The 19,712-nt window shown below is 33.4% G+C and carries 23 protein-coding genes; all 23 read right to left on the bottom strand.

Features of this window, described 5'->3' with window-relative positions; all coding sequences use genetic code 11:
* Positions 1-21: 21 nt before the first annotated feature.
* Positions 22-1,014 carry a DHH family phosphoesterase gene (locus CDO51_RS04255; RefSeq protein WP_158212314.1) on the bottom strand — a complete coding sequence of 331 codons (993 nt, stop codon included), beginning with the start codon at positions 1,012-1,014 and terminating at the stop codon, positions 22-24.
* Positions 1,004-1,372: a 30S ribosome-binding factor RbfA gene (gene rbfA, locus CDO51_RS04250; RefSeq protein ID WP_089023062.1), complete on the bottom strand. Its 369-nt coding sequence runs from the start codon at positions 1,370-1,372 to the stop codon at positions 1,004-1,006. The genes CDO51_RS04255 and rbfA overlap by 11 nt, the downstream gene beginning before the upstream one ends.
* A gap of 31 nt (positions 1,373-1,403) precedes the next feature.
* Complete coding sequence (gene infB, locus CDO51_RS04245; protein ID WP_089023061.1) at positions 1,404-3,380, bottom strand: translation initiation factor IF-2; 1,977 nt, start codon at positions 3,378-3,380, stop codon at positions 1,404-1,406.
* 60 nt (positions 3,381-3,440) lie between these two features.
* The gene (locus CDO51_RS04240; RefSeq protein WP_089023060.1) at positions 3,441-3,752 is read right to left on the bottom strand and encodes a L7Ae/L30e/S12e/Gadd45 family ribosomal protein; all 312 of its coding nucleotides are present in this window, start codon (positions 3,750-3,752) and stop codon (positions 3,441-3,443) included.
* A complete protein-coding gene (gene rnpM / locus CDO51_RS04235) occupies positions 3,745-4,026 on the bottom strand; it encodes an RNase P modulator RnpM (protein ID WP_089023059.1) in 282 nt (93 codons plus the stop codon). Before rnpM ends, CDO51_RS04240 begins: the two co-directional genes overlap by 8 nt.
* Before the next feature lie 31 nt (positions 4,027-4,057).
* Entirely contained in the window at positions 4,058-5,119 is a 1,062-nt protein-coding gene (gene nusA / locus CDO51_RS04230) for a transcription termination factor NusA (protein ID WP_089023058.1), read from the bottom strand.
* 19 nt (positions 5,120-5,138) lie between these two features.
* Positions 5,139-5,594, bottom strand: a complete 456-nt coding sequence (locus tag CDO51_RS04225; protein WP_089023057.1) for a ribosome maturation factor RimP — start codon at positions 5,592-5,594, stop codon at positions 5,139-5,141.
* 118 nt (positions 5,595-5,712) lie between these two features.
* Entirely contained in the window at positions 5,713-9,327 is a 3,615-nt protein-coding gene (locus CDO51_RS04220; RefSeq protein WP_089023056.1) for a PolC-type DNA polymerase III, read from the bottom strand.
* A 24-nt stretch (positions 9,328-9,351) separates the two neighbouring features.
* The gene (locus tag CDO51_RS04215) at positions 9,352-9,984 is read right to left on the bottom strand and encodes a glycosyltransferase family 2 protein (protein ID WP_089023055.1); all 633 of its coding nucleotides are present in this window, start codon (positions 9,982-9,984) and stop codon (positions 9,352-9,354) included.
* 36 nt (positions 9,985-10,020) lie between these two features.
* On the bottom strand, positions 10,021-11,085 hold the full coding sequence (ispG, locus tag CDO51_RS04210; protein WP_089023054.1) for a flavodoxin-dependent (E)-4-hydroxy-3-methylbut-2-enyl-diphosphate synthase: 1,065 nt from the start codon (positions 11,083-11,085) through the stop codon (positions 10,021-10,023).
* A gap of 20 nt (positions 11,086-11,105) precedes the next feature.
* Positions 11,106-12,122: an RIP metalloprotease RseP gene (gene rseP, locus CDO51_RS04205; RefSeq protein WP_158212313.1), complete on the bottom strand. Its 1,017-nt coding sequence runs from the start codon at positions 12,120-12,122 to the stop codon at positions 11,106-11,108.
* A 2-nt stretch (positions 12,123-12,124) separates the two neighbouring features.
* The gene (locus tag CDO51_RS04200) at positions 12,125-13,300 is read right to left on the bottom strand and encodes a 1-deoxy-D-xylulose-5-phosphate reductoisomerase (RefSeq protein ID WP_089023052.1); all 1,176 of its coding nucleotides are present in this window, start codon (positions 13,298-13,300) and stop codon (positions 12,125-12,127) included.
* A gap of 32 nt (positions 13,301-13,332) precedes the next feature.
* Positions 13,333-14,118, bottom strand: a complete 786-nt coding sequence (locus tag CDO51_RS04195) for a phosphatidate cytidylyltransferase (RefSeq protein ID WP_089023051.1) — start codon at positions 14,116-14,118, stop codon at positions 13,333-13,335.
* A gap of 11 nt (positions 14,119-14,129) precedes the next feature.
* On the bottom strand, positions 14,130-14,870 hold the full coding sequence (locus tag CDO51_RS04190) for an isoprenyl transferase (protein WP_240503482.1): 741 nt from the start codon (positions 14,868-14,870) through the stop codon (positions 14,130-14,132).
* A gap of 64 nt (positions 14,871-14,934) precedes the next feature.
* On the bottom strand, positions 14,935-15,102 hold the full coding sequence (locus CDO51_RS04185; RefSeq protein ID WP_089023049.1) for a DUF362 domain-containing protein: 168 nt from the start codon (positions 15,100-15,102) through the stop codon (positions 14,935-14,937).
* 43 nt (positions 15,103-15,145) lie between these two features.
* Complete coding sequence (locus tag CDO51_RS04180; RefSeq protein WP_089023048.1) at positions 15,146-15,373, bottom strand: hypothetical protein; 228 nt, start codon at positions 15,371-15,373, stop codon at positions 15,146-15,148.
* The gene (gene frr / locus CDO51_RS04175) at positions 15,373-15,927 is read right to left on the bottom strand and encodes a ribosome recycling factor (RefSeq protein WP_089023047.1); all 555 of its coding nucleotides are present in this window, start codon (positions 15,925-15,927) and stop codon (positions 15,373-15,375) included. The genes CDO51_RS04180 and frr overlap by 1 nt, the downstream gene beginning before the upstream one ends.
* An 11-nt stretch (positions 15,928-15,938) precedes the next feature.
* Positions 15,939-16,658, bottom strand: coding sequence for a UMP kinase (gene pyrH / locus CDO51_RS04170; RefSeq protein WP_089023046.1), 720 nt, complete (start codon positions 16,656-16,658; stop codon positions 15,939-15,941).
* Between the two features lie 119 nt (positions 16,659-16,777).
* Positions 16,778-17,422, bottom strand: coding sequence for a translation elongation factor Ts (gene tsf, locus CDO51_RS04165; RefSeq protein ID WP_089023045.1), 645 nt, complete (start codon positions 17,420-17,422; stop codon positions 16,778-16,780).
* Between the two features lie 89 nt (positions 17,423-17,511).
* Complete coding sequence (rpsB, locus tag CDO51_RS04160) at positions 17,512-18,210, bottom strand: 30S ribosomal protein S2 (RefSeq protein WP_089023044.1); 699 nt, start codon at positions 18,208-18,210, stop codon at positions 17,512-17,514.
* A gap of 167 nt (positions 18,211-18,377) precedes the next feature.
* The gene (locus CDO51_RS04155) at positions 18,378-18,824 is read right to left on the bottom strand and encodes an MltG/YceG/YrrL family protein (RefSeq protein ID WP_089023043.1); all 447 of its coding nucleotides are present in this window, start codon (positions 18,822-18,824) and stop codon (positions 18,378-18,380) included.
* Entirely contained in the window at positions 18,805-19,401 is a 597-nt protein-coding gene (locus tag CDO51_RS04150; RefSeq protein WP_089023042.1) for a DUF6115 domain-containing protein, read from the bottom strand. Before CDO51_RS04150 ends, CDO51_RS04155 begins: the two co-directional genes overlap by 20 nt.
* 21 nt (positions 19,402-19,422) lie before the next feature.
* Positions 19,423-19,707: a hypothetical protein gene (locus tag CDO51_RS04145; RefSeq protein ID WP_089023041.1), complete on the bottom strand. Its 285-nt coding sequence runs from the start codon at positions 19,705-19,707 to the stop codon at positions 19,423-19,425.
* Between the last annotated feature and the right edge of the window lie 5 nt (positions 19,708-19,712).

Here is a 19,712-nt window from a genome sequence, read left to right as displayed (position 1 = left end):
GATAAATCTCTCCTTCATACCCTAATCAGACCGTTTATGCTTCAACTCATCTTTAAGTCTTTGTAAAACTTGTTCTTTTGCATTTTCAATGTCTTTTTCGATCAAACAACCCGCAGCTCTATTATGGCCTCCACCACCAAATTCAAAAGCTATTTTAGAAACATCCTTTGTTTTAGACCTTAATCCAACTTTAGTATTGCCATCTTCGGTCTCTCTAAATAAAATTGCAAATTCCACTGGTTGTAATTTTTTAGCATAATTAATTAGCCCATCAATTTCATTATCGTTTAAATTATATTTACCTAAAAGTTCTCTTTCACATTTTATCCAAGCTATTCGATTATCTGCATCAAGCTTTAAATTATTCAATACTTCTCTAGTAAAATAAAATAAGTTTAAAGACATATTTTCATTAATCTCACGGGCGATTAAGTGAGGTTTCACATCATACTCGACTAACTCCTTAACGACTTCAAAAGTAAATTGTGATACATTCTCGTAATTAAAAGAACCCGTATCAGTAAAAATCCCAGTATATAAATTTTTAGCAATATCTTTAGTTATTGGATTGTCTAATTCTTTAAGGATAGAATAAACTAATTCACAAGTTGAAGACATTGTTTCATCCACTATATTTATATCTGCAAATTCAGTATTAGTTGGATGATGATCAATACTTAATAATTGATAGTATTCAACATCATCCAAAACTCTAGATACTCTATCATATGAGCTAGAATCCACTACTAAAACACCTTCTGCTGAAACATTTTCTAAATATCCGTTAGTATATTCATGTACTCTTTTGGGTTTAGGTAAAAAATCTAACTTACTTGAAATACTTTCAGGATAGATCATAAGGACTTCTTTACCTAATGCCTCAAGAAAGAGGGCTAGGGCATTAGAAGAGCCAAGAGCATCACCATCAGCATTTTCATGGCAAGTAATGACAAAACTTTGATATTCACTGATAAATGATTGAAATTTTTGAATGAAATTATCCTTATCTTTCATCTTTATCTTCATCCTCATTTTCATGTAACTGTTTTAGCAACTTATTAATATGATCACCATGCTCTATTGACTCATCAAATTTAAAAACAAGTTCTGGAACATGCCTTAACCTGATTCGCTTACCAAGTTCAGATCTAACAAAACCTGTTGCTTTTTCTAAAGCGTGTAATGATTCTGCTTGCTTTTCTTTATCATCAAAAATACTCACAAAAACTTTAGCATGTCTTAAATCTCCAGATAATTCTACTGAAGTAACAGTAACAAAACCAACTGATGGGTCTTTAATTTCTCGTTGTAAAATATCACTAATTATCTTTTTAATTTCTCCTTGAATACGTTCTCTTCTTGAACCATTCATTGACCTCACCATCCAAACAAGTTTTTTCTTATTATTCTACAACTTTAGGTTTTAATTCTTCATAGTTATAAGCTTCAAAGATATCTCCTTCTTTTAGATCATTAAACTTCTCTAAAAGTATACCGCATTCATATCCTTGTTGTACTTCTTTAACATCCTCTTTAAATCGCTTTAAGGTTCTTATTTCACCTTCATGAATAACTTTTCCATCTCTAATAACTCGAATATATGAGTCATTTTTAACGTGTCCGTTTGTAACATAACATCCTGCAATAGTTCCTATTCTAGACACCTTAAATAATTGCCTAACTTCAACTTGCCCAAGAACCACTTCTTTATATTCAGGATCTAAAAGTCCTGACATTGCCGCTTTCACATCTTCAATAGCTTCATATATTACTCGATACATACGCATATCTATGTTTTCTTGTTCTGCGGCTTTTTTAGCATTATTTTCTGGTCTAACATTAAAACCAATTATGATTGCATTTGAAGCTACAGCAAGCATGATATCACTTTCAGAGATAGTACCTACTCCAGCGTGTACAACTTTTACTTTTATTCCATATTCGTTGTCATTTAACTTTAATAAGCTTTCTTTTAAAGCTTCAACTGACCCTCGAACATCACCTTTAAGTATAATATTTAACTCTTTGTGTTCGCCCTCTTGCATTTGCTCAAAAAAGTTGTCAAGTGAAACAGCTTGATTCTTTCTTAATTTTTCTTCTCGTTCTTTTTCTTTCTTTTGTTCAGCAATCTGTCGTGCTTGTTTTTCATCTGGTACAACCTGGAATGTATCACCTGCATTTGGTATATCTTCTAAACCTAAGATTTCTACTGGAGTAACAGGAGTGGCTTTATTTATTCGTTTTCCAATATCACTAACCATAGCCCGTACATTTCCAAATGTATTGCCACATAAGACTGCATCCCCGACATTTAAAGAACCATCTTCTACTAAAACTGTAGCTACTGGCCCTCTGCCTTTTTCTAATTTAGCTTCTATTACAGTTCCTTTTCCAGTGTTTTCAGGATATGCTTGTAATTCATTCATTTCAGATACCAAAGTTACCATTTCTAATAGTTCGTCAATTCCATCTTTACTTATCGCACTAACTGGAACACAAATAGTGTCTCCTCCCCATTCTTCGGATACTAGATTATGCTCAGTCAATTCTTGTTTAACTCTATCTGGGTTAGCCTCTGGTTTATCCATTTTGTTTATAGCAACAATTATTGGTACATCAGCAGATTTAGCATGGTTTATTGCTTCTACAGTTTGTGGCATAACACCATCATCTGCAGCTACAACTAATATAGATATATCTGTAACATGAGCTCCACGAGCTCTCATTTCTGTGAAGGCCTCATGACCTGGTGTATCTAAAAATACAATAGTATTATCATTGTAAACAACTCTTGAAGCCCCGATATGCTGAGTTATACCACCAGCTTCTGACTCTAAACTTTTAGTTTCCCTTATGGCATCTAAAATCGAAGTTTTTCCATGGTCCACATGTCCCATGACAGTAACTATTGGTGCCCTTTCAGCAGAGTCACCTTTTGGTTCGTCTTTAAGTATTTCCTCAATTATTTTTTCCTCTTCATTAGAATCTTCTTCGTCTTCTTGTGATTCGTCTCCTATAACAAAATCAAACTCACTAGCTAAATCAGAAAGGATTTGTTCGTTTAGATTTTGATTTATGCTTGCCATTATACCTTTAGAAATCAATTTAGTAATAATAGATGTCGAATCGATTTCTAATTTTTCAGCTAATTCTCCAACTGTAACTGGCGGAACTACAGTAAGTTTTTGTTCAGAATCCTCTTGTTTTTCATCTGTTGGCTCTTTATCTACAAATAGTTCCTTAACCGTTTCTGCTTCTTCTTCAGTTATAGTACTCATATGATTTTTTGCTTCAATATCAAGTTCATTTAAAGTATCAACTAATTCTTTATTATCCACACCTAAATCTTTTGCTAATTGATAAATTCTAACCTTACTCATGTTACAACACCTCCATTTTAATGCCCTCCTCAGTTGATAACAGTTTAAAAGTTAAAAAACTTAATCCTCACCGGTTATCAACTTCGCAATTTTACTTGCGAATCCAACATCCGTGATTCCAACAACACTGATTTCTGTCATACCTAAGCTATTTGCAAGCTCATATTTAGTACTCCAACATACAATAGGTATATTATAATAATTACACTTATTATAAATTGTTTTATATGTCCTGTAACTAGCATCTTTTGTTACTATAACAAAATGACAATGCTGTTTTCTCACTTCTTCAATCACATCTTCACTACCAATGTCAAGTTTTTTTGCTTTTCGTGCTAACCCTAATAATTGATAAATATGTGTATTATTCATCTTCTTTCACATGTTCCCATTGTTCTTTTAACCTTTCTTTATCTTCATCGGTCACATTATATTTTAATGCTTTTTTTAATCGATCTTTTTTCAAAGCTTTATCTAAACAATCCGAGGCGGGACAGATATATGTACCCCGGCCATTTGCTTTCCCTGTATGGTCTAGATCAATATCTCCCACAGGTGTTCTAACAATTCTTATCAATTCTCTTTTTTGTTTCTTATCTTGACATCCTAGACAAGTTCTAACTGGGACCTTTTTCTTTTGAGCCATAACTATCTCCCCCCTCGAAAATCATTCATATCTAATCTGATATATCATTGTCTCTCTCTTCTGCTTGTGATTCACTTAAAATATCAATTTTCCAATTAGTTAATTTAGCAGCTAGTCGTGCATTTTGTCCTTCACGACCAATGGCTAAAGAGAGTTGATGATCGGGTACTATAGCACGTACTTTGTGTTCTTCTTCATCAATCACAGTAACATTAGTCGCCTTTGCCGGACTAAGTGAGTTACTAATAAAAACTGATGGGTCAGAAGACCAAGTTATAACATCAATATTCTCACCATTTAACTCTTCTACAATTGATTGAATTCTACTACCTTTATTTCCGACACAACTACCCACTGGATCTACTTCTTGTTCATTTGAATAAACGGCAACCTTAGAACGATAACCAGCTTCTCGAGCTATTCCTTTTATTTCAACAATCCCATCGTATATTTCAGGTACCTCTAATTCTAGTAACCTTTTAATTAATCCTGGATGAGTTCTAGATAAAATCACCTGTGGCTCTTTAGTCGTTTTTTTAACTTCTACAACATAAGATTTTAACCTATCTCCTTGGTTATATTTATCAGTTGCCATTTGTTCAGGGGGTGGTAAAATAGCTTCTACCTTCCCTAAGTCAACAATCACATTATTTTGTTCAAACCTTTGAACTTTCCCATTTATGATATCATCTTGTTTATGTACAAATTCTTCATAAATAAGTTCTCTTTCAGCTTCTCTTATTCTTTGGATCACTACTTGTTTGGCAGTCTGTGCTGCAATGCGCCCAAAGTTTTTTGGAGTAACTTCTTCGTCTACAACATCATCTAATTGATATTCAGGAGAAATCCTTCTAGCATCCTCTAAACTTATTTCTTCTCTAGGGTCAGTTGCTTCTTCTACAACTTTGCGCTGATTAAAAACCTTTACATCTCCTGTTTCTCTTTCCATAATTACTTTAACATTTTTATCTGAATCGAAGTTACGCTTATAAGCTGAAATTAAAGCAGCTTCTATTGCTTCAAATAATATGTCTTTGTCCACACCTTTATTTTGCTCAATTTCTTCTATGGCTTCAATGAATTCACGATTCAAATTTTCGCCCTCCCCTCATTTAAAAATCTAATAGTAGATTCGCTTTCGCAATCTTTTCTAATGGGATTTTTACCTCCCCATCATTGTAAGTATCAACAATTACGTCATCTCCATCTAAGCCTATTAATTTGCCTTTAAAGTTTTTACGTCCATCTAACTTCATATAAGTTTTCACTTGAATACTCTTCCCTGCAAAGTAAATAAAATCCTTCTTCTTTCTTAATGGACGTTCAGCTCCTGGTGATGAAACTTCTAAAACATAACTATGTGGTATCGGATCATGTTCATCTAACAATTCGTCTAGACTGTTACTAACAGTCTCACAATCATCTAGAGTAATTCCACCTTCTGTATCTATGTAGACTCGTAAAACAGCTCTTTGGTTCTCAGTAGTTAACTCAACATCAACTAATTCATACCCAAGCTCATTTACAGCTGGTTCAATTAAACTTTCAAGTTTATCACCTGAGACCATTTTTCTCCCTCCTAAAATTTATACATAACAGGAAAGAGTGGGTAACACCCCACTCTTTCTGGTTTGAGTTAAACTTTTGTCTTTAAATATTTTATCACAATATCAACACTAGTGCAACTTAGAATAGGGTTAACTGATCTGTTTCAGGAAGATCAACAAGACACCCATGATTTCTTAACACCTCAAGTACTGACTTTGACACTTTCCCTCGTTTACGTAAATCCTCTACTGAAGTGAATTCTCTTTCTTCTCTAGCTTTAACAATCTGTTTAGCAACTGATAATCCGAGTCCAGCTAATGTAACTAGAGGTGGTCTTAAATTACCTTTTTCATCTAATTTAAACTTCTTACTATCGGATTCATATATACAAACAGGTAAAACTTTAACGCCTCTATGAAACATTTCACGAGCAACTTCTAGTACTACTAATTCGGATTTTTCTTTTGGTGGTGCTGAAACTCCTTTTTCATTAATGCTCTCTATCTTATTATTAACAACTTCAAGGCCTTTTACTATCAAATCTGCATTAAAATCATCTGTTTTGACAGAAAAGAAAGTTGCATAAAAAGCAGAGGGATAAAAAACTTTATAGTAAGCAATTCTAAATGACATCATTGTATATGCTACAGCATGCGCTTTTGGAAAAAGATATTTAATTTTCAAACATGATTCTAAATACCACTCTGGTACTTCTGCATCCTTCATCTTTTGTTTTAGTTCATCTGATAATCCTTTACCTTTTCTTACTTTTTCCATGATAGTAAAAGCATCTTTTCTGTCTACACCTTTATACATTAGATAGACCATTATATCATCACGTGTTGAAATAACATCACTCAATTCAGCAGTACCTTCAGCTATCATATCTTGAGCATTATTCAACCAAACATCAGTTCCGTGACTTAGTCCAGATATTCTAACTAATTCAGAAAAAGTTGCAGGCTTTGTATCCTCTAACATCTGCCTAACAAATCTTGTCCCAAATTCTGGTATACCTAATGTCCCCACCTGACAATCAATATCATCTTCACTTACCCCTAGTGGTTTCGCTGATGAGAAAATCTTTACAGTATCAGGGTCATCTAAAGAAATCTCTAGAGGATCAACTCCTGTCATACTCTCTAGCATATGAATTATTGTGGGAACATCATGGCCTAAAATATCTAGTTTTAGTAATCTATCACTAATAGCATTATAATCAAAATGAGTAGTTCGAACCTCTGTATTTGTATCATCAGCAGGTCTTTGAACAGGACAAAATTCATGGATGTCTCTATCACTTGGTACTATCATTAAACCACCTGGATGCTGACCTGTTGTTCTTTTTACACCAGTGCAACCAGAAACTAGTCTATTAACTTCTGCTTGTCTATAATGTAAATCATTATCACTTAGATAGCCTTTTACAAAACCATAAGCAGTTTTATCGGCGATAGTACCTATCGTTCCAGCTTTAAAAACACAGTCGCTTCCAAATAGTTCTTCTGTATATTCATGAGCTATTGGTTGGTATTCCCCTGAAAAGTTCAAATCAATATCAGGAACTTTTTCGCCATGAAAACCCATAAAAACTGCGAACGGAATATCATGTCCATCTTTTTCAAGATTGGTGCCACATTCAGAGCAATTTTGATCGGGAAGATCAACCCCAGAACCTGCTGAACCATCTTGGATAAATTTATTATATTTACAAGAAGGACAACGATAATGTGGTGGTAAGGGGTTAACCTCTGTTATATCTGTCATTGTTGCGACTAATGAAGATCCAACAGATCCCCGCGAACCAACCAAATAACCATCGTCAAGAGATTTTTTTACAAGTTTATGACTAATTAGGTAAATTACTGCATATCCTTGATCAACAATACTTTTCAATTCAGATTCTAATCTAGACTCCACTATTTCTGGTAATTCTTCTCCGTAAAGCTTTCTTGCCTTTTCATATGCCATATTTGTAATCTGCTCTTCAGATCCTGGAATATTCGGTGTAAACAGATCTTGAGGGACTGGAACTAATTTTTCTTCAACTTGTGCTTCTACATGATTTGGATTATCTATAACGGCTTTTCTAGCATCTTCTTCTAAATACTCAAATTCTTGCAACATTTCTTCAGTTGTTTTCATGTATAATGGTGGCTGAGTTAGATCATCGAACCCTTGACCTGCCATAAGTATTTTACGATAATTTTTATCCCAGGGATGTAAAAAATGAACATCCCCAGTAGCACAAAAAGGTTTATCTAGTTCTTTGGCTATTTCTACAACTTGTTTCATTAAATTCTCTAAATCTTCTTCACATGAAAAAGTTTCGTTTCTAATTAAAAATTCATTGTTTCCTTTAGGCTGGATTTCTAGATAATCATAAAAACTAGCTATATCTTTTACCTCTGACTCAGATTTCCCTGTTAATATTGCCTGTATTACTTCTCCACGCTCACAGGCCGATCCAATAATTAAGTTATCTCTTACTTCTTCTAAATATTTTTTTGGGATTCTTGGTTGTCTATAGAAAAACTCTAAATGTGATTTTGTTATAAGCCTATAAAGATCCTGTAATCCCTGATAATTTTTCACTAAAATAATACAATGATATGATTTACCCTTGTAGTTTTCTTCGTCATCAACTAAATATGCCTCTACACCATATAAAACTTTTATATCCCTATCTTTTGCAGCTTCAAAAGCTTCTGGAAAAGATTGAACAACACCATGGTCTGTTATTGCAATTGCTTTATGTCCCCATTCATATGCTAGATCTACTAATTCAGAAGCTGAACAGGTAGCATCTAAAGTACTCATACGAGTGTGACTGTGCAATTCTATTCGTTTCTCTTCACAATCATCTCCTCTTACTAACGGGTCAGATGAAAGTGAGATGTCATTTGCAAAAACTGTTAACTCCTGAGTGAAATTATCAGTCTTTACAGGTCCCCTAATTTTCACCCATTTTCCTTTCTCTAACAAATCCGGTGTAGTCTGGTCTTCATTTAGAAACACTTTAATACCTATTGAATCGGTATAATCAGTTATATTAAAAATTACAAGAGTTCTACCACTTCTTAATTCTCTACATTGAAGATCAAAAACCTTCCCTCGTAATGTTATAGACTTTTCTTCATCGTCAACTTCTTCAATTTGACTTTCTTCAGTTTTAATTTCTTTTCCTAATATAACTTGTCCTACTTTAGGCTTATGGGAAGCTTTAGCAGTATCATTGTAATCATTAATATCAGTTATATACTTAATATTTTCATTGTCTTGTTTTTCGTTTTCCTCTTTTATATTTAAATCATTCAATTGAATTGTAACTTTATTACTGTAACCAATTGCAAAGTAATCTTTTACTAACTTTTGAAAATCTTTCTTCCTAGCAATTTCCATATTAGTTTTATTCCTAAAATTAATATTAACAATATCTTCATCACTTGAAAAATCTATATCATGTATACAACTATAAGCTGAAGGATAATACTTCGAAAGATAATTCTCTAATAATGGCTTATTTAAGTTGAAAAATTCATCAAAGCTCTGTTGTTTTGTAACAAAAATAAAAGAGACTTCTTTTAGAGAGTTAATACTTTCTAAAAGTGTCTCATGAAGTTTAGATAAAAAATCTTGAGTGATTTTTTCATTAGGATTTATTAATAATACCCATCTATTTTTAGGGGGATCTACAATGCATTTAACAACATATTCCTTTAAAATATTTGGTATTAGCTGTTCAGCTGCCATTTACCTCTCCCCTTCTAAATAACTCTAATTTTTAGCAAAATATTTTACTATTTCCCAGTACATCTTCATACGTGCAGCAAATCCTCGAAATACTCCAAGCTTTTCTTCCTTCATTACATGGCTCACATCATTTAAAATTACTTCTTTAACGCGAATATTATTTTCCTCTATATGACGATTTAAGGCAACTTCAACACCAAATCGCGACATATCTAAATCAGATATGTCTGACAATACTTTCCTATTTACAGCTCTTTGCCCAGAGAGATATGGGGCAACTTTTTGAGCTAAATCTGTAGCTATACGTCCTTTTTCAAATATACCAACGGTCATATCTGCTTCATCTTCTAGTACAGGAATTAATAGATCACTTATATGATCAGGGGTTAATCCTATTAAATCAGCATCTAAAAATACAATTATATTAGAAGTTATTTGATCAAGGCCTGCTTTCATCGCTCCACCCTTACCTACATTGTGTTTAAGTTCAACAACTTGAGCATTAAATTGCTTTGAGACTTCTACTGTATTATCAGTAGAACCATCACTTACAACAACGGTTTGACCAATTAAATCTGATTCATTTAATGCTGATAAGACATTGCCAATTGTACCTTCTTCGTTATAAGCAGGTATAATAGCTACAATCTCACTCACAACTAAAACCCCCACGTCGACACATATTTAAAACAATTATTTTAGTTGAGCAGCTTGCTCAATTTCAGTCATCAAAATATCCATAAGTTCGTCTCTTGGTACTTTCTTAACTATTTTTCCTTTTTTAAAAAGAACACCATAATCTTTAGCTCCGGCTACACCCAAATCCGCTTCTTTAGCTTCACCAGGCCCATTTACAGCACATCCCATAACTGCAACTTTAATTGGTACTTGATAATTACTTAAAAGCTTTTCAACTTCTAAAGCTAATTGTTCTACATCGATATCTGTCCTACCGCAAGTAGGACAAGAAATAATTTCTACTCCCTTAGATAAACCTAAAGAAGATAATAGAGTTTTAGCAACTTCTACCTCATCAACTGGTGAGCCTGACAATGACACCCTGATAGTATCACCAATACCTTGGGCTAATAAACTTCCAATGCCTGCAGCGCTTTTAATAGTCCCCTGTTTAATAGTTCCAGCTTCAGTTATTCCTAAATGCAATGGATTTGACAGACGCTTTGCAAACTCTTGGTTGGCTCTAATTGTTGTCATAACATCTGAAGCTTTAATTGAAACTATAACATTATGAAAGTTCATTTTTGATAACATCATCACATTATTAACTGCACTCTCAACAAGAGCCATATGGGTAGGGCCACCATATTTATCTAAAAGACTCTTTTCTAAAGATCCTGAATTAATACCAATCCTAATGGGGACTTTGAATTCTTTAGCAACCGAAACAATATCAGATACTTTGTCAACTGAACCTATATTGCCAGGGTTAATTCTAATTTTAGATACACCAGACTTAATAGCATCAATAGCCAATTGATAGTTGAAATGGATATCTGCGACGAGGGGTACCGGAGATTTTGCAACTAATAAAGGTAAAGTTTGAATTGCTTGTTTATCAGGCACTGCAACTCGTACTACTTGACATCCTGCATTATAAAGTTCATTTATTTGTGCAAGAGTATTTTCTAGTTCATGAGTCCTAGTGTTAGTCATCGATTGTATAATAATTGGATTATTACCACCGATTTCTAAGTTTGATACATGTATAGGAAAAGTACGGTGTCTATTACCAGTCATATTTAATTTCCTCCCCTGAATCAAAATACATCTAACCGTAATAGATCATTATATAAAATGACAAACATCAATAAAAGTAAGAACGCAAATCCAATAAAATGGGCAAAATTTTCTTTATTGGGATCAATTGGTTTTCCTCTTACTAGTTCAATAACTGTAAATATAATACGACTTCCATCTAGTGCTGGGATAGGCAGTAAATTCAATACACCAAGGTTTATACTTAAAAAAGCAGTAAAAGGAAATAAATTAACAAATCCCGTCTCAGCAACTTCTCCAACCATATGAACTATTCCAACAGGTCCTGCTACATCAGGTTCTACCTGACCTGTTATCATTTGATATAGTCCTACAAACAGCATTTGTATAAAAAACACAGTCTGTTCAAACCCATGGGCTATAGCTTGTGGAAATGAAGCTGGTTGCAAATTAGTTACTCCAATTACACCTCTACCAGTTTCAGGCTCCTCTTCTGGTACAACACTAACCTCTAAAGGCTCACCATCCCTTATGATAGTTAACTCTAACTCATCACCGGGATTTTCATTAATTATAGATACCAGTTGTTCCCATTCAGTTATTTCAGTGTCATTAATTTCAACAATCTCATCACCTTGTTGTAGGCCAGCCTCTTCTGCAGCGCCGCCTTCTACTATTTCACCTATTTGATTAGGGTCTTCTCCGGGTATACCAACCATCCCGTGCAAAATAGATAGAAGTATAAAAGCTAATACAAAATTCATTATAGAACCAGCTGCTAATATACCAATTCTTTGTAAAGGTGAAGCCTTAAGAAAACTACCTGGTTCATCAGCTTCATCTGGGTCTTCACCTCTCATACGAACAAATCCTCCTAAAGGTACAACACGAAGAGAATAGTTAGTTTCACCTTTTTGGAAACTTACCAGTTTAGGACCAAACCCTAAAGCAAAATCCATCACTGATACTCCACTTAATTTTGCAAAAACAAAATGTCCAAGTTCATGGATGAATATTAATACTCCAAAAATTATAATTGAATATACAGCTGTTGTCATCATCATTCACCCTTTTTCCAGTATTTTATGGAATTAAGGCATTCCTCTCTTGCCCATCGGTCAGCCTCAATTAAGTTTTCAACCGAGGGGTTATCTATAACTTGATGTTTATTCATTACAAGCTTTATATAGTCGGGAATATCTAAAAAAGTAATATTCTCATTTAAAAATTCACTTACTGCTATTTCATTTGCGGCATTTAAGACACATGGCAAAGTGCCACCTGTTTTACCAGCCTCATAAGCTAACTTTAGTAGAGGGAAAGCATCATTATCTGGTTGAGTAAAACTTAAATCATGCTTTGTAAGATCGATTGATGATAGTTTATTTGGAAAACGTGAAGGATAACTTAAAGCGTATTGTATAGGTACCTTCATGTCCGGTAATCCAAGTTCTGCCTTTATAGCACCATCGACATATTCCACTAATGAATGAACTATTGATTGTGGATGTATTACAACATCAATATTATCATAATCAACTCCAAATAACCAGTGAGCTTCTATAACTTCTAACCCCTTATTCATAAGCGTAGCTGAATCAATACTGATTTTTTTACCCATATCCCAATTAGGATGTTTTAATGCATCTTTTGGCTTGATTTCAGTTAATTGATCTCTAGTCTTACCAAGAAACGGTCCTCCAGAAGCTGTCAAGATTAAACGTTCTATGTTTCTAGATTCTTCTCCTATTAATGACTGGAAAATGGCTGAGTGTTCGCTATCAATAGGTAGTAGTTTAACATTATTTTTCTCGACCTCATCAATTACTATATTACCAGCAGCAACTAAGGTCTCCTTATTAGCTAATGCGATATCTTTACCACTTTTAATTGCCGAAATAGTTGGAACAACACCACTAAAACCAACTACAGAAACGACAGCTACATCAATTTCTGATAATGTAGCAGCTTTAATTAACCCTTGTTTTCCAGAAGCTACTTCAATATTTTTTAAACTTGAATTATATAGACTATTCTTAAGATCCTCTTCTAAAGTCTGGTCACCTACAACTAATAATTCTGGTTGAAATTTACTAGCTTGTTTAACAAGTAAATCTATATTTTTATTAGTTGTTAAAGCTAATACTTCGAATCTATCACTCTGTTCTTCTATTATATCTAATGTTTGAGTTCCAATAGAACCAGTAGACCCTAAAATACTAATCCTTTTTGTCATACATTCCAGCCTCCATTTATAACACTTTTATTTTAAAGTAAATTTATTAATCTTAAGATAAAAAAATAAAATGGAACCGCAAAGAAAAAGCTATCAAACCTATCTAATATACCACCATGGCCTGGTAGTATATTACCAGAATCTTTTATTTGAGCAATTCGTTTAAATGAAGACTCAAAAAGATCACCAATTTGTGCTAAAACAGATATTAAAACACCTATGATCAGTGATGTTAAGATATTCACTCCAATAAGATTAAAAAAGATTAGTGAAAAAATAGCTGCTATCAAAATACCTCCAAAAGCGCCCTCTACAGATTTTTTAGGGCTGATATGCGGTACTAACTTATTTTTCCCAAACTTCAACCCAATAAAGTATGCACCAGAATCCGTCCCCCAAATAATTAGGAGTAAATATACTATCGCAAAAAAGCCACCATCCATGGTTCTTATCGCAAGAGTAAAACCAAAAATCCATGACAAATATATTATTGCAGTGATAGTGCCACCAAAAGTATTAAAATTATTTTGAGGATATGTAAAAAGTATATATATAGACAAACTTAACACAATCAATGAAATAATAAACAAAATCGCAATCCAATTAACAAAATGAAACCCTACTAACAAAAAAATCAAACCAGGTACAGCAATTGATTTGAGCACCGGATACTGTATTCTATAACTTATATCAGATATCTCAAATAAACCTAAAACACCAAAAATCATTGCTGTTATCAGTAACGGTAAATCACCATAGTGTATCAGAAATAAGCCAATTGGAATCCCTATAACTGCAGTAATTATTCTACTAAGCACATCAGATCCTCCTACTTTTCAACTTTACCGAACCTTCTTTTTCTATTTTGATAGTCTAATACTGCTTGTAATAAGCTTTCTTTTTGAAAGTCCGGCCATAATACATCATCAAACCAGAATTCACTATAAGCTAACTCCCAAAGCAAAAAGTTACTTATACGTAATTCCCCACTGGTACGCACAAGTAGATCTGGATCCGGAATATGAGGTGAGTATAAATAATTTGAAAAAAACTCTTCTGTTATATCAGAAACATCTATCTCTTTATCTGCAACTTTTTTTGCTAATTTTCTACAGGTATCAATTATTTCTTTTCTTCCACCATAATTCAAAGCAAAATTCATGTTTAAGGATGTATTATTTCTAGTTTCTTCAATCCCATTTTCTACTACCTCACGAGTTTTAGAGGGTAAAGAATGAAGGTCACCCATGACAGTTATCTTTATGTTATTTTTTTTTAAATTATTCAGCTCTCTTTTGAGATATTCTTGTGGTAAAGACATTAGAAAATCAACTTCACTCTTTGGTCTTTTCCAATTTTCTGTTGAAAAAGCAAATAAAGTTAGATATTGAACCCCTAGTTCTTGACAAATTTCAGATACTCTTTTAATTGCTTCTACTCCCTGCCTATGTCCTGCTACTCTCGGTAACCCTTTAGCCTTTGCCCATCTACCATTTCCATCCATAATAATAGCAATGTGCTTAGGGACTTTACTATAATCTATTTTTTCTAAATATTTCTTGATATTCACTATTCCCACCTCTGTACGGAAACAGACGCCCCCTCAATTATGAGGGGGCGTCTGTATATTTTAATTATTCTTCTACGATTGCGTCAGTAGGACATTCATCAACACATGAACCACACTCAGTGCAATCATTGTTAATAGTGAAGATATCTTCACCCTCCTCAATGGCATCTACTGGACATGCATCTAAACAAGATCCACAAGCGATGCACTCTTCAGTTATTTTAAAAGCCATTTTTCCCACCTCCTTTCCTCTCCCTTTATATGAATAATTATAATTAATTATCCTCTAGAACAGTTGTTAATAGAACAGCTTCATTATTTATACCAACATTTACTACTCTTAGCAAATCTTGATCAAGTTGATTGTTAGTATTATTTGGCTTCTTTTTAGGAGAAGACAACTTCTCAATCTGATAATTATAATTTTGTTCTGTCATCAAATTAATAGCTTTTTTTAAAGGTAAGCCCACTAATTGAAACTTAAGCTCGTTATACTCACTCATTAAAATGAAGTGATCTCTTCTTCCTTAGCTTTTAAAGCTTCATCAATCTTTTTTATATAATTATCAGTTATTTCTTGTATTTTTTCTTGGCCTCTTTTGCTATCATCCTCAGAAATTTCTTTCTCTTTTTCTAATTGCTTTAATTCATCATTAGATTCTCTTCTTATGTTACGGACTGCTACTTTAGAATCCTCACCTTTTTGTTTAACTAATTTAACTAACTCTTTACGTCTCTCTTCTGTTAATTGAGGAATAGAAAGTCGTACTTTTTCGCCGTCATTATTAGGGGTTAATCCCAAGTCACTCATTTGAATTGCTTTTTCAATATCTTGTATAGCACTTTTATCATAGGGTTGAATAACTAATAATCTTGGCTCTGGAGCAGAAATGTTAGCTAGCTGATTAAGTGGTGTAGCCATACCGTAATAATCTACCATTATTCCTTCAAGCAAGCTTGGATTTGCCCGACCTGCACGCAACGATGTCAATTCTTGCTTTAAGGAAGATAGCGCTTTTTCCATTTTCTTTTCTGTTTCTTTAAATATAGAGTCCAAAAAATCCCCTCCTAGTCAATATAAGTTCCGATTTTTTCTCCCATTATCGCTTTTTTGATATTACCCTCTTGCGATAATCCAAAAACAATAATAGGAATTGAATTATCCATACATAAACTTGCTGCAGTAGAATCCATAACACCTAAACTATTATTAAGTATGTCCAAATAATTTAAATGATCATATCTTGTAGCATTTTCGTTTTTTAGAGGATCTGAATCATAAACAGCATCTACTTTTCCTTTTGCAAGTAAAATAACTGATGCTTCAATCTCTGCAGCTCGTAAGGCAGCCGTAGTATCAGTAGAGAAAAAGGGATTGCCAGTACCGCCAGAAAAAATTACTACCCGACCCTTTTCTAAATGTCTTATCGCTCTTCTTCGTATATATGGTTCAGCAACTTGTTGCATTTCAATAGCTGTTTGTACCCTAGTGTCTACTTCATACTTTTCTAACATATCTTGTAGAGCTAATGCGTTCATAACAGTAGCTAACATCCCCATGTAATCAGCTGAAGCTCTATCCATGCCTTGGTTACTTGCAACAGCACCTCGCCAAATATTGCCTCCCCCAACTACAATACTAACTTGAGCACCTAGATCAACTATTTCTTTAATTTGGTGTGAAATAGAATCAATTATATTTGTGTCTATTCCGTAGCCAACATCACCAGCTAAAGCCTCTCCGCTGAGTTTTAGTACGACACGTTTCAACTTTGGTCTCTCGGTCATTTCTTAACCCCCTAATTCTCTAACTATGTTCTACAGTAATTACAAAATTCCTTTTAATAATCTAAAAAATTTCACAAAAGGGAACACCGATTAGTGTTCCCTGAATTCTTCCTTTATCACTACTTCATCATTTTTTCTACTTCTTCAGCAAAATTTTCCTCTTTTTTCTCAATGCCTTCTCCCATTTCATATCTTACAAATCGTCTGATTGAAATATTTTCTCCAATTTTAGCTATTTTTTCTTTCTTAACTTCCCCTACTGACTTATCTGGATCTTTAACAAAAGGTTGATCTAATAGACAAATTTCTTCAAAATATTTGTCTAAACGCCCTTCAACCATTTTGTCAACAATATGTTCAGGTTTTCCTTCATTTAAAGCTTCTTGTTTAAGTCTTTCTTTTTCTGCTTCGACTTCCTTCTCTGGAACCTCATCACGTGATACGTACTTAGGATCAGAAGCTGCCACATGCATAGCTATATCTTTAGCAAATGCTTTAAATTCATCATTATTGGCAACAAAGTCAGTCTCACAATTTACTTCTAATATAACTCCAATTTTTCCGCCTAAATGTATGTAAGATTCAACTCTTCCTTCAGCAGCGATACGGTCAGCTTTCTTTGCCGCCTTAGATATTCCTTTCTCTTTTAAGTATTCCATTGCTTTATCCATATCTCCATCGGTTTCTGTAAGAGCTTTCTTACAATCCATCATTCCTGCACCAGTTTTTTCTCTAAGCTCTTTTACTTGAGCTGCTTTTACCATAATTTCATCCTCCCTTACCGATATTTTCGTACACATTTATTTTTATTGATAAGTTGAAGCTGTCAGTAATACTAACAGCTTCAACAATTTTATTCAGCTAACTGAACTCCTTGTTTTCCTTCTAAAACAGCGTCTGCCATTTTTTCAGTGATTAATTTTACAGCTCTGATAGCATCATCGTTACCAGGGATTACATAATCAACTTCATCTGGGTCACAATTAGTATCTACAATGGCAACAATAGGTATACCAAGATTCTTTGCTTCAGCTACAGCGATTTTTTCTTTCTTCGGATCAATCACAAATAAAGCCCCTGGTAAATCTTTCATGTTTCTTATTCCGCCTAAAAACTTCTCTAATCTTTCGTGTTCTTTTTTAAGGTTCTGCACTTCTTTTTTAGGTAGAACTTCAAAAGTTCCGTCTTCTTCCATTTTTTCAATTTGATGTAACCTTGCTAACCTTTTACTAATAGTTTGGAAATTTGTCAACATTCCACCAAGCCATCTTTGGTTTACAAAGTACATTTCAGATCTTTCTGCTTCTTTAGCAACTGCATCCTGTGCTTGCTTTTTAGTACCTACAAACATAATTTTTTCTCCATTAGCAGCTAAATCTTTAATGAACTCATACGCTTCATTTAATTTCTTGACTGTTTTTTGTAGGTCTACAATGTAAATACCATTTCTTTCTGTGAAAATGTAACGATCCATCTTAGGATTCCATCTTCTTGTTTGGTGTCCAAAATGGACTCCTGCCTCTAATAATTGTTTCATACTTACTACGCTCAAAATATACACCTCCTGTTGGTTTTCCCTCCGCTTTCGTCTCATCCTTTCAGAACTGTCTTTATGACAAGCACCACCAAAAGGATCCGAAAGCGTGTGTTTTTACACCACACGTAGTATACCACAATCATAGTTTGGTTTCAATCAGAAAATAAAAAATGGCCCTAAATTTATGGGCCAGAAGTCAATTTATCAATTAACAATTCTTTATCAGGATTTTCTGGGAGTTCATAGACTCCTGGTCGTAAGCTTGTAACTTTACCCTCAGACAGTAAAGTATTAACAAATTTCTTTGCATCAGAAATTATCTCATGTTCCTCTAATAAGAGAGAAATTTCATCTGCTGTAAGACCCCTAGGTATTTCTATTTTAAATGTCTGATCACTACTTTCATAACAATTATCAATATCATCATATCCTTCTACATCATTGTTAGTTTGTTCATTAGCAAATAATTGTTGTACTTCCTTAGATGTCTCATTTAATGCAACTTCTCTTTCAAACAATTGATTATCTACATCTACATTGAAATTTGGCTGGACAATAATAAAAGTTAACGAAGATAACATGAAACCTATTCCAATACCTAGAGTTATTTTAGGATCTATTTTGAACATAATTGTCACCACTTTGTTTATAAAGATTAATAATCAATTGAACTTCGCCTTTTCCTTTTTGTGCCCTACGTGCTATTTCCGTAAAATCATGCCCGTCATTGTACATATCTACAATGTATTGGTGTTTCTCTAAATACTTAGGTATAAATTCTACTGTAGAAGAATTGGTTTGTAATTCTTTGTTAGATTTTTTAGATTTATTTTTATTGATAGCTTCTCCTGGAGTGTAAAGATTTAAAGTCTTATAAAAATCTTTTTTACTAAACTCATTCGAACCTAATTGTAGATCTGAAGCTACTTTAAGCAAATCGTGGTCTTTTTGAACTAAATTGTTTAACTCAGAAATTCTGTTGTCAGCCCGTCCTAATAATCCCTCAAGTTCCACTTCTTTTGAACTGATTTTTTCTATTAATTTGTCAGTACTTGACTCTAACTCATCTAAAACCTCAGATGCTAAAAAATGTGTCTTTTCTTGTTTATTATTTATTTTTTTTGTAGAGTTAACTTTCGAAAGGCTAAATAAAGATATGATAAAAATAATAAATCCAACTAACAATGTAATAATGTATAATAACATATTAATTCACCTCATCTACCTTTATAAGGTAATATCAACAAACCTACCACTATCATGTCTATTTCGCTTATTATCCTTAAGTTGTTTAGTTTCTTTTTTTAACGAATCATCACTTTTCGTTCTAATATCATCATTTGTTTCTAAAGTCTCTGTAACTACTTTTGTATTATTATCCTTTTCTTTTAAAAAAGAAAATTTCATTGAGTGATAGTGCCACACAGATATCTGTTGATCTAAAAAGTTAATTTTAGATACTTCTGGCATCTTGCTATAAATTATTTTTAGCTCCCCAGGGAAAAGTGACATAATTT

It is taken from the genome of Natranaerobius trueperi (assembly GCF_002216005.1).
Taxonomy (GTDB): Bacteria; Bacillota; Natranaerobiia; order Natranaerobiales; family Natranaerobiaceae; genus Natranaerobius_A; species Natranaerobius_A trueperi.
The sequence above is the reverse complement of the archived record's forward strand: the minus strand, read 5'-3'. Positions and strand labels throughout refer to the sequence as shown.

What these genes read in the sequence shown, in the direction of transcription:
- CDO51_RS04255 (WP_158212314.1), bottom strand. Translation starts at nt 1,014, where the DNA reads ATGAAAGATAAGGATAATTTCATTCAAAAATTTCAATCATTTATCAGT.
- rbfA (WP_089023062.1), bottom strand. Translation starts at nt 1,372, where the DNA reads ATGAATGGTTCAAGAAGAGAACGTATTCAAGGAGAAATTAAAAAGATA.
- infB (WP_089023061.1), bottom strand. Translation starts at nt 3,380, where the DNA reads ATGAGTAAGGTTAGAATTTATCAATTAGCAAAAGATTTAGGTGTGGAT.
- CDO51_RS04240 (WP_089023060.1), bottom strand. Translation starts at nt 3,752, where the DNA reads ATGAATAATACACATATTTATCAATTATTAGGGTTAGCACGAAAAGCA.
- rnpM (WP_089023059.1), bottom strand. Translation starts at nt 4,026, where the DNA reads ATGGCTCAAAAGAAAAAGGTCCCAGTTAGAACTTGTCTAGGATGTCAA.
- CDO51_RS04225 (WP_089023057.1), bottom strand. Translation starts at nt 5,594, where the DNA reads ATGGTCTCAGGTGATAAACTTGAAAGTTTAATTGAACCAGCTGTAAAT.
- CDO51_RS04220 (WP_089023056.1), bottom strand. Translation starts at nt 9,327, where the DNA reads ATGGCAGCTGAACAGCTAATACCAAATATTTTAAAGGAATATGTTGTT.
- ispG (WP_089023054.1), bottom strand. Translation starts at nt 11,085, where the DNA reads ATGACTGGTAATAGACACCGTACTTTTCCTATACATGTATCAAACTTA.
- rseP (WP_158212313.1), bottom strand. Translation starts at nt 12,122, where the DNA reads ATGACAACAGCTGTATATTCAATTATAATTTTTGGAGTATTAATATTC.
- CDO51_RS04200 (WP_089023052.1), bottom strand. Translation starts at nt 13,300, where the DNA reads ATGACAAAAAGGATTAGTATTTTAGGGTCTACTGGTTCTATTGGAACT.
- CDO51_RS04185 (WP_089023049.1), bottom strand. Translation starts at nt 15,102, where the DNA reads ATGGCTTTTAAAATAACTGAAGAGTGCATCGCTTGTGGATCTTGTTTA.
- CDO51_RS04180 (WP_089023048.1), bottom strand. Translation starts at nt 15,373, where the DNA reads ATGAGTGAGTATAACGAGCTTAAGTTTCAATTAGTGGGCTTACCTTTA.
- pyrH (WP_089023046.1), bottom strand. Translation starts at nt 16,658, where the DNA reads ATGACCGAGAGACCAAAGTTGAAACGTGTCGTACTAAAACTCAGCGGA.
- tsf (WP_089023045.1), bottom strand. Translation starts at nt 17,422, where the DNA reads ATGGTAAAAGCAGCTCAAGTAAAAGAGCTTAGAGAAAAAACTGGTGCA.
- CDO51_RS04155 (WP_089023043.1), bottom strand. Translation starts at nt 18,824, where the DNA reads ATGTTCAAAATAGATCCTAAAATAACTCTAGGTATTGGAATAGGTTTC.
- CDO51_RS04150 (WP_089023042.1), bottom strand. Translation starts at nt 19,401, where the DNA reads ATGTTATTATACATTATTACATTGTTAGTTGGATTTATTATTTTTATC.
- CDO51_RS04145 (WP_089023041.1), bottom strand. Translation starts at nt 19,707, where the DNA reads ATGTCACTTTTCCCTGGGGAGCTAAAAATAATTTATAGCAAGATGCCA.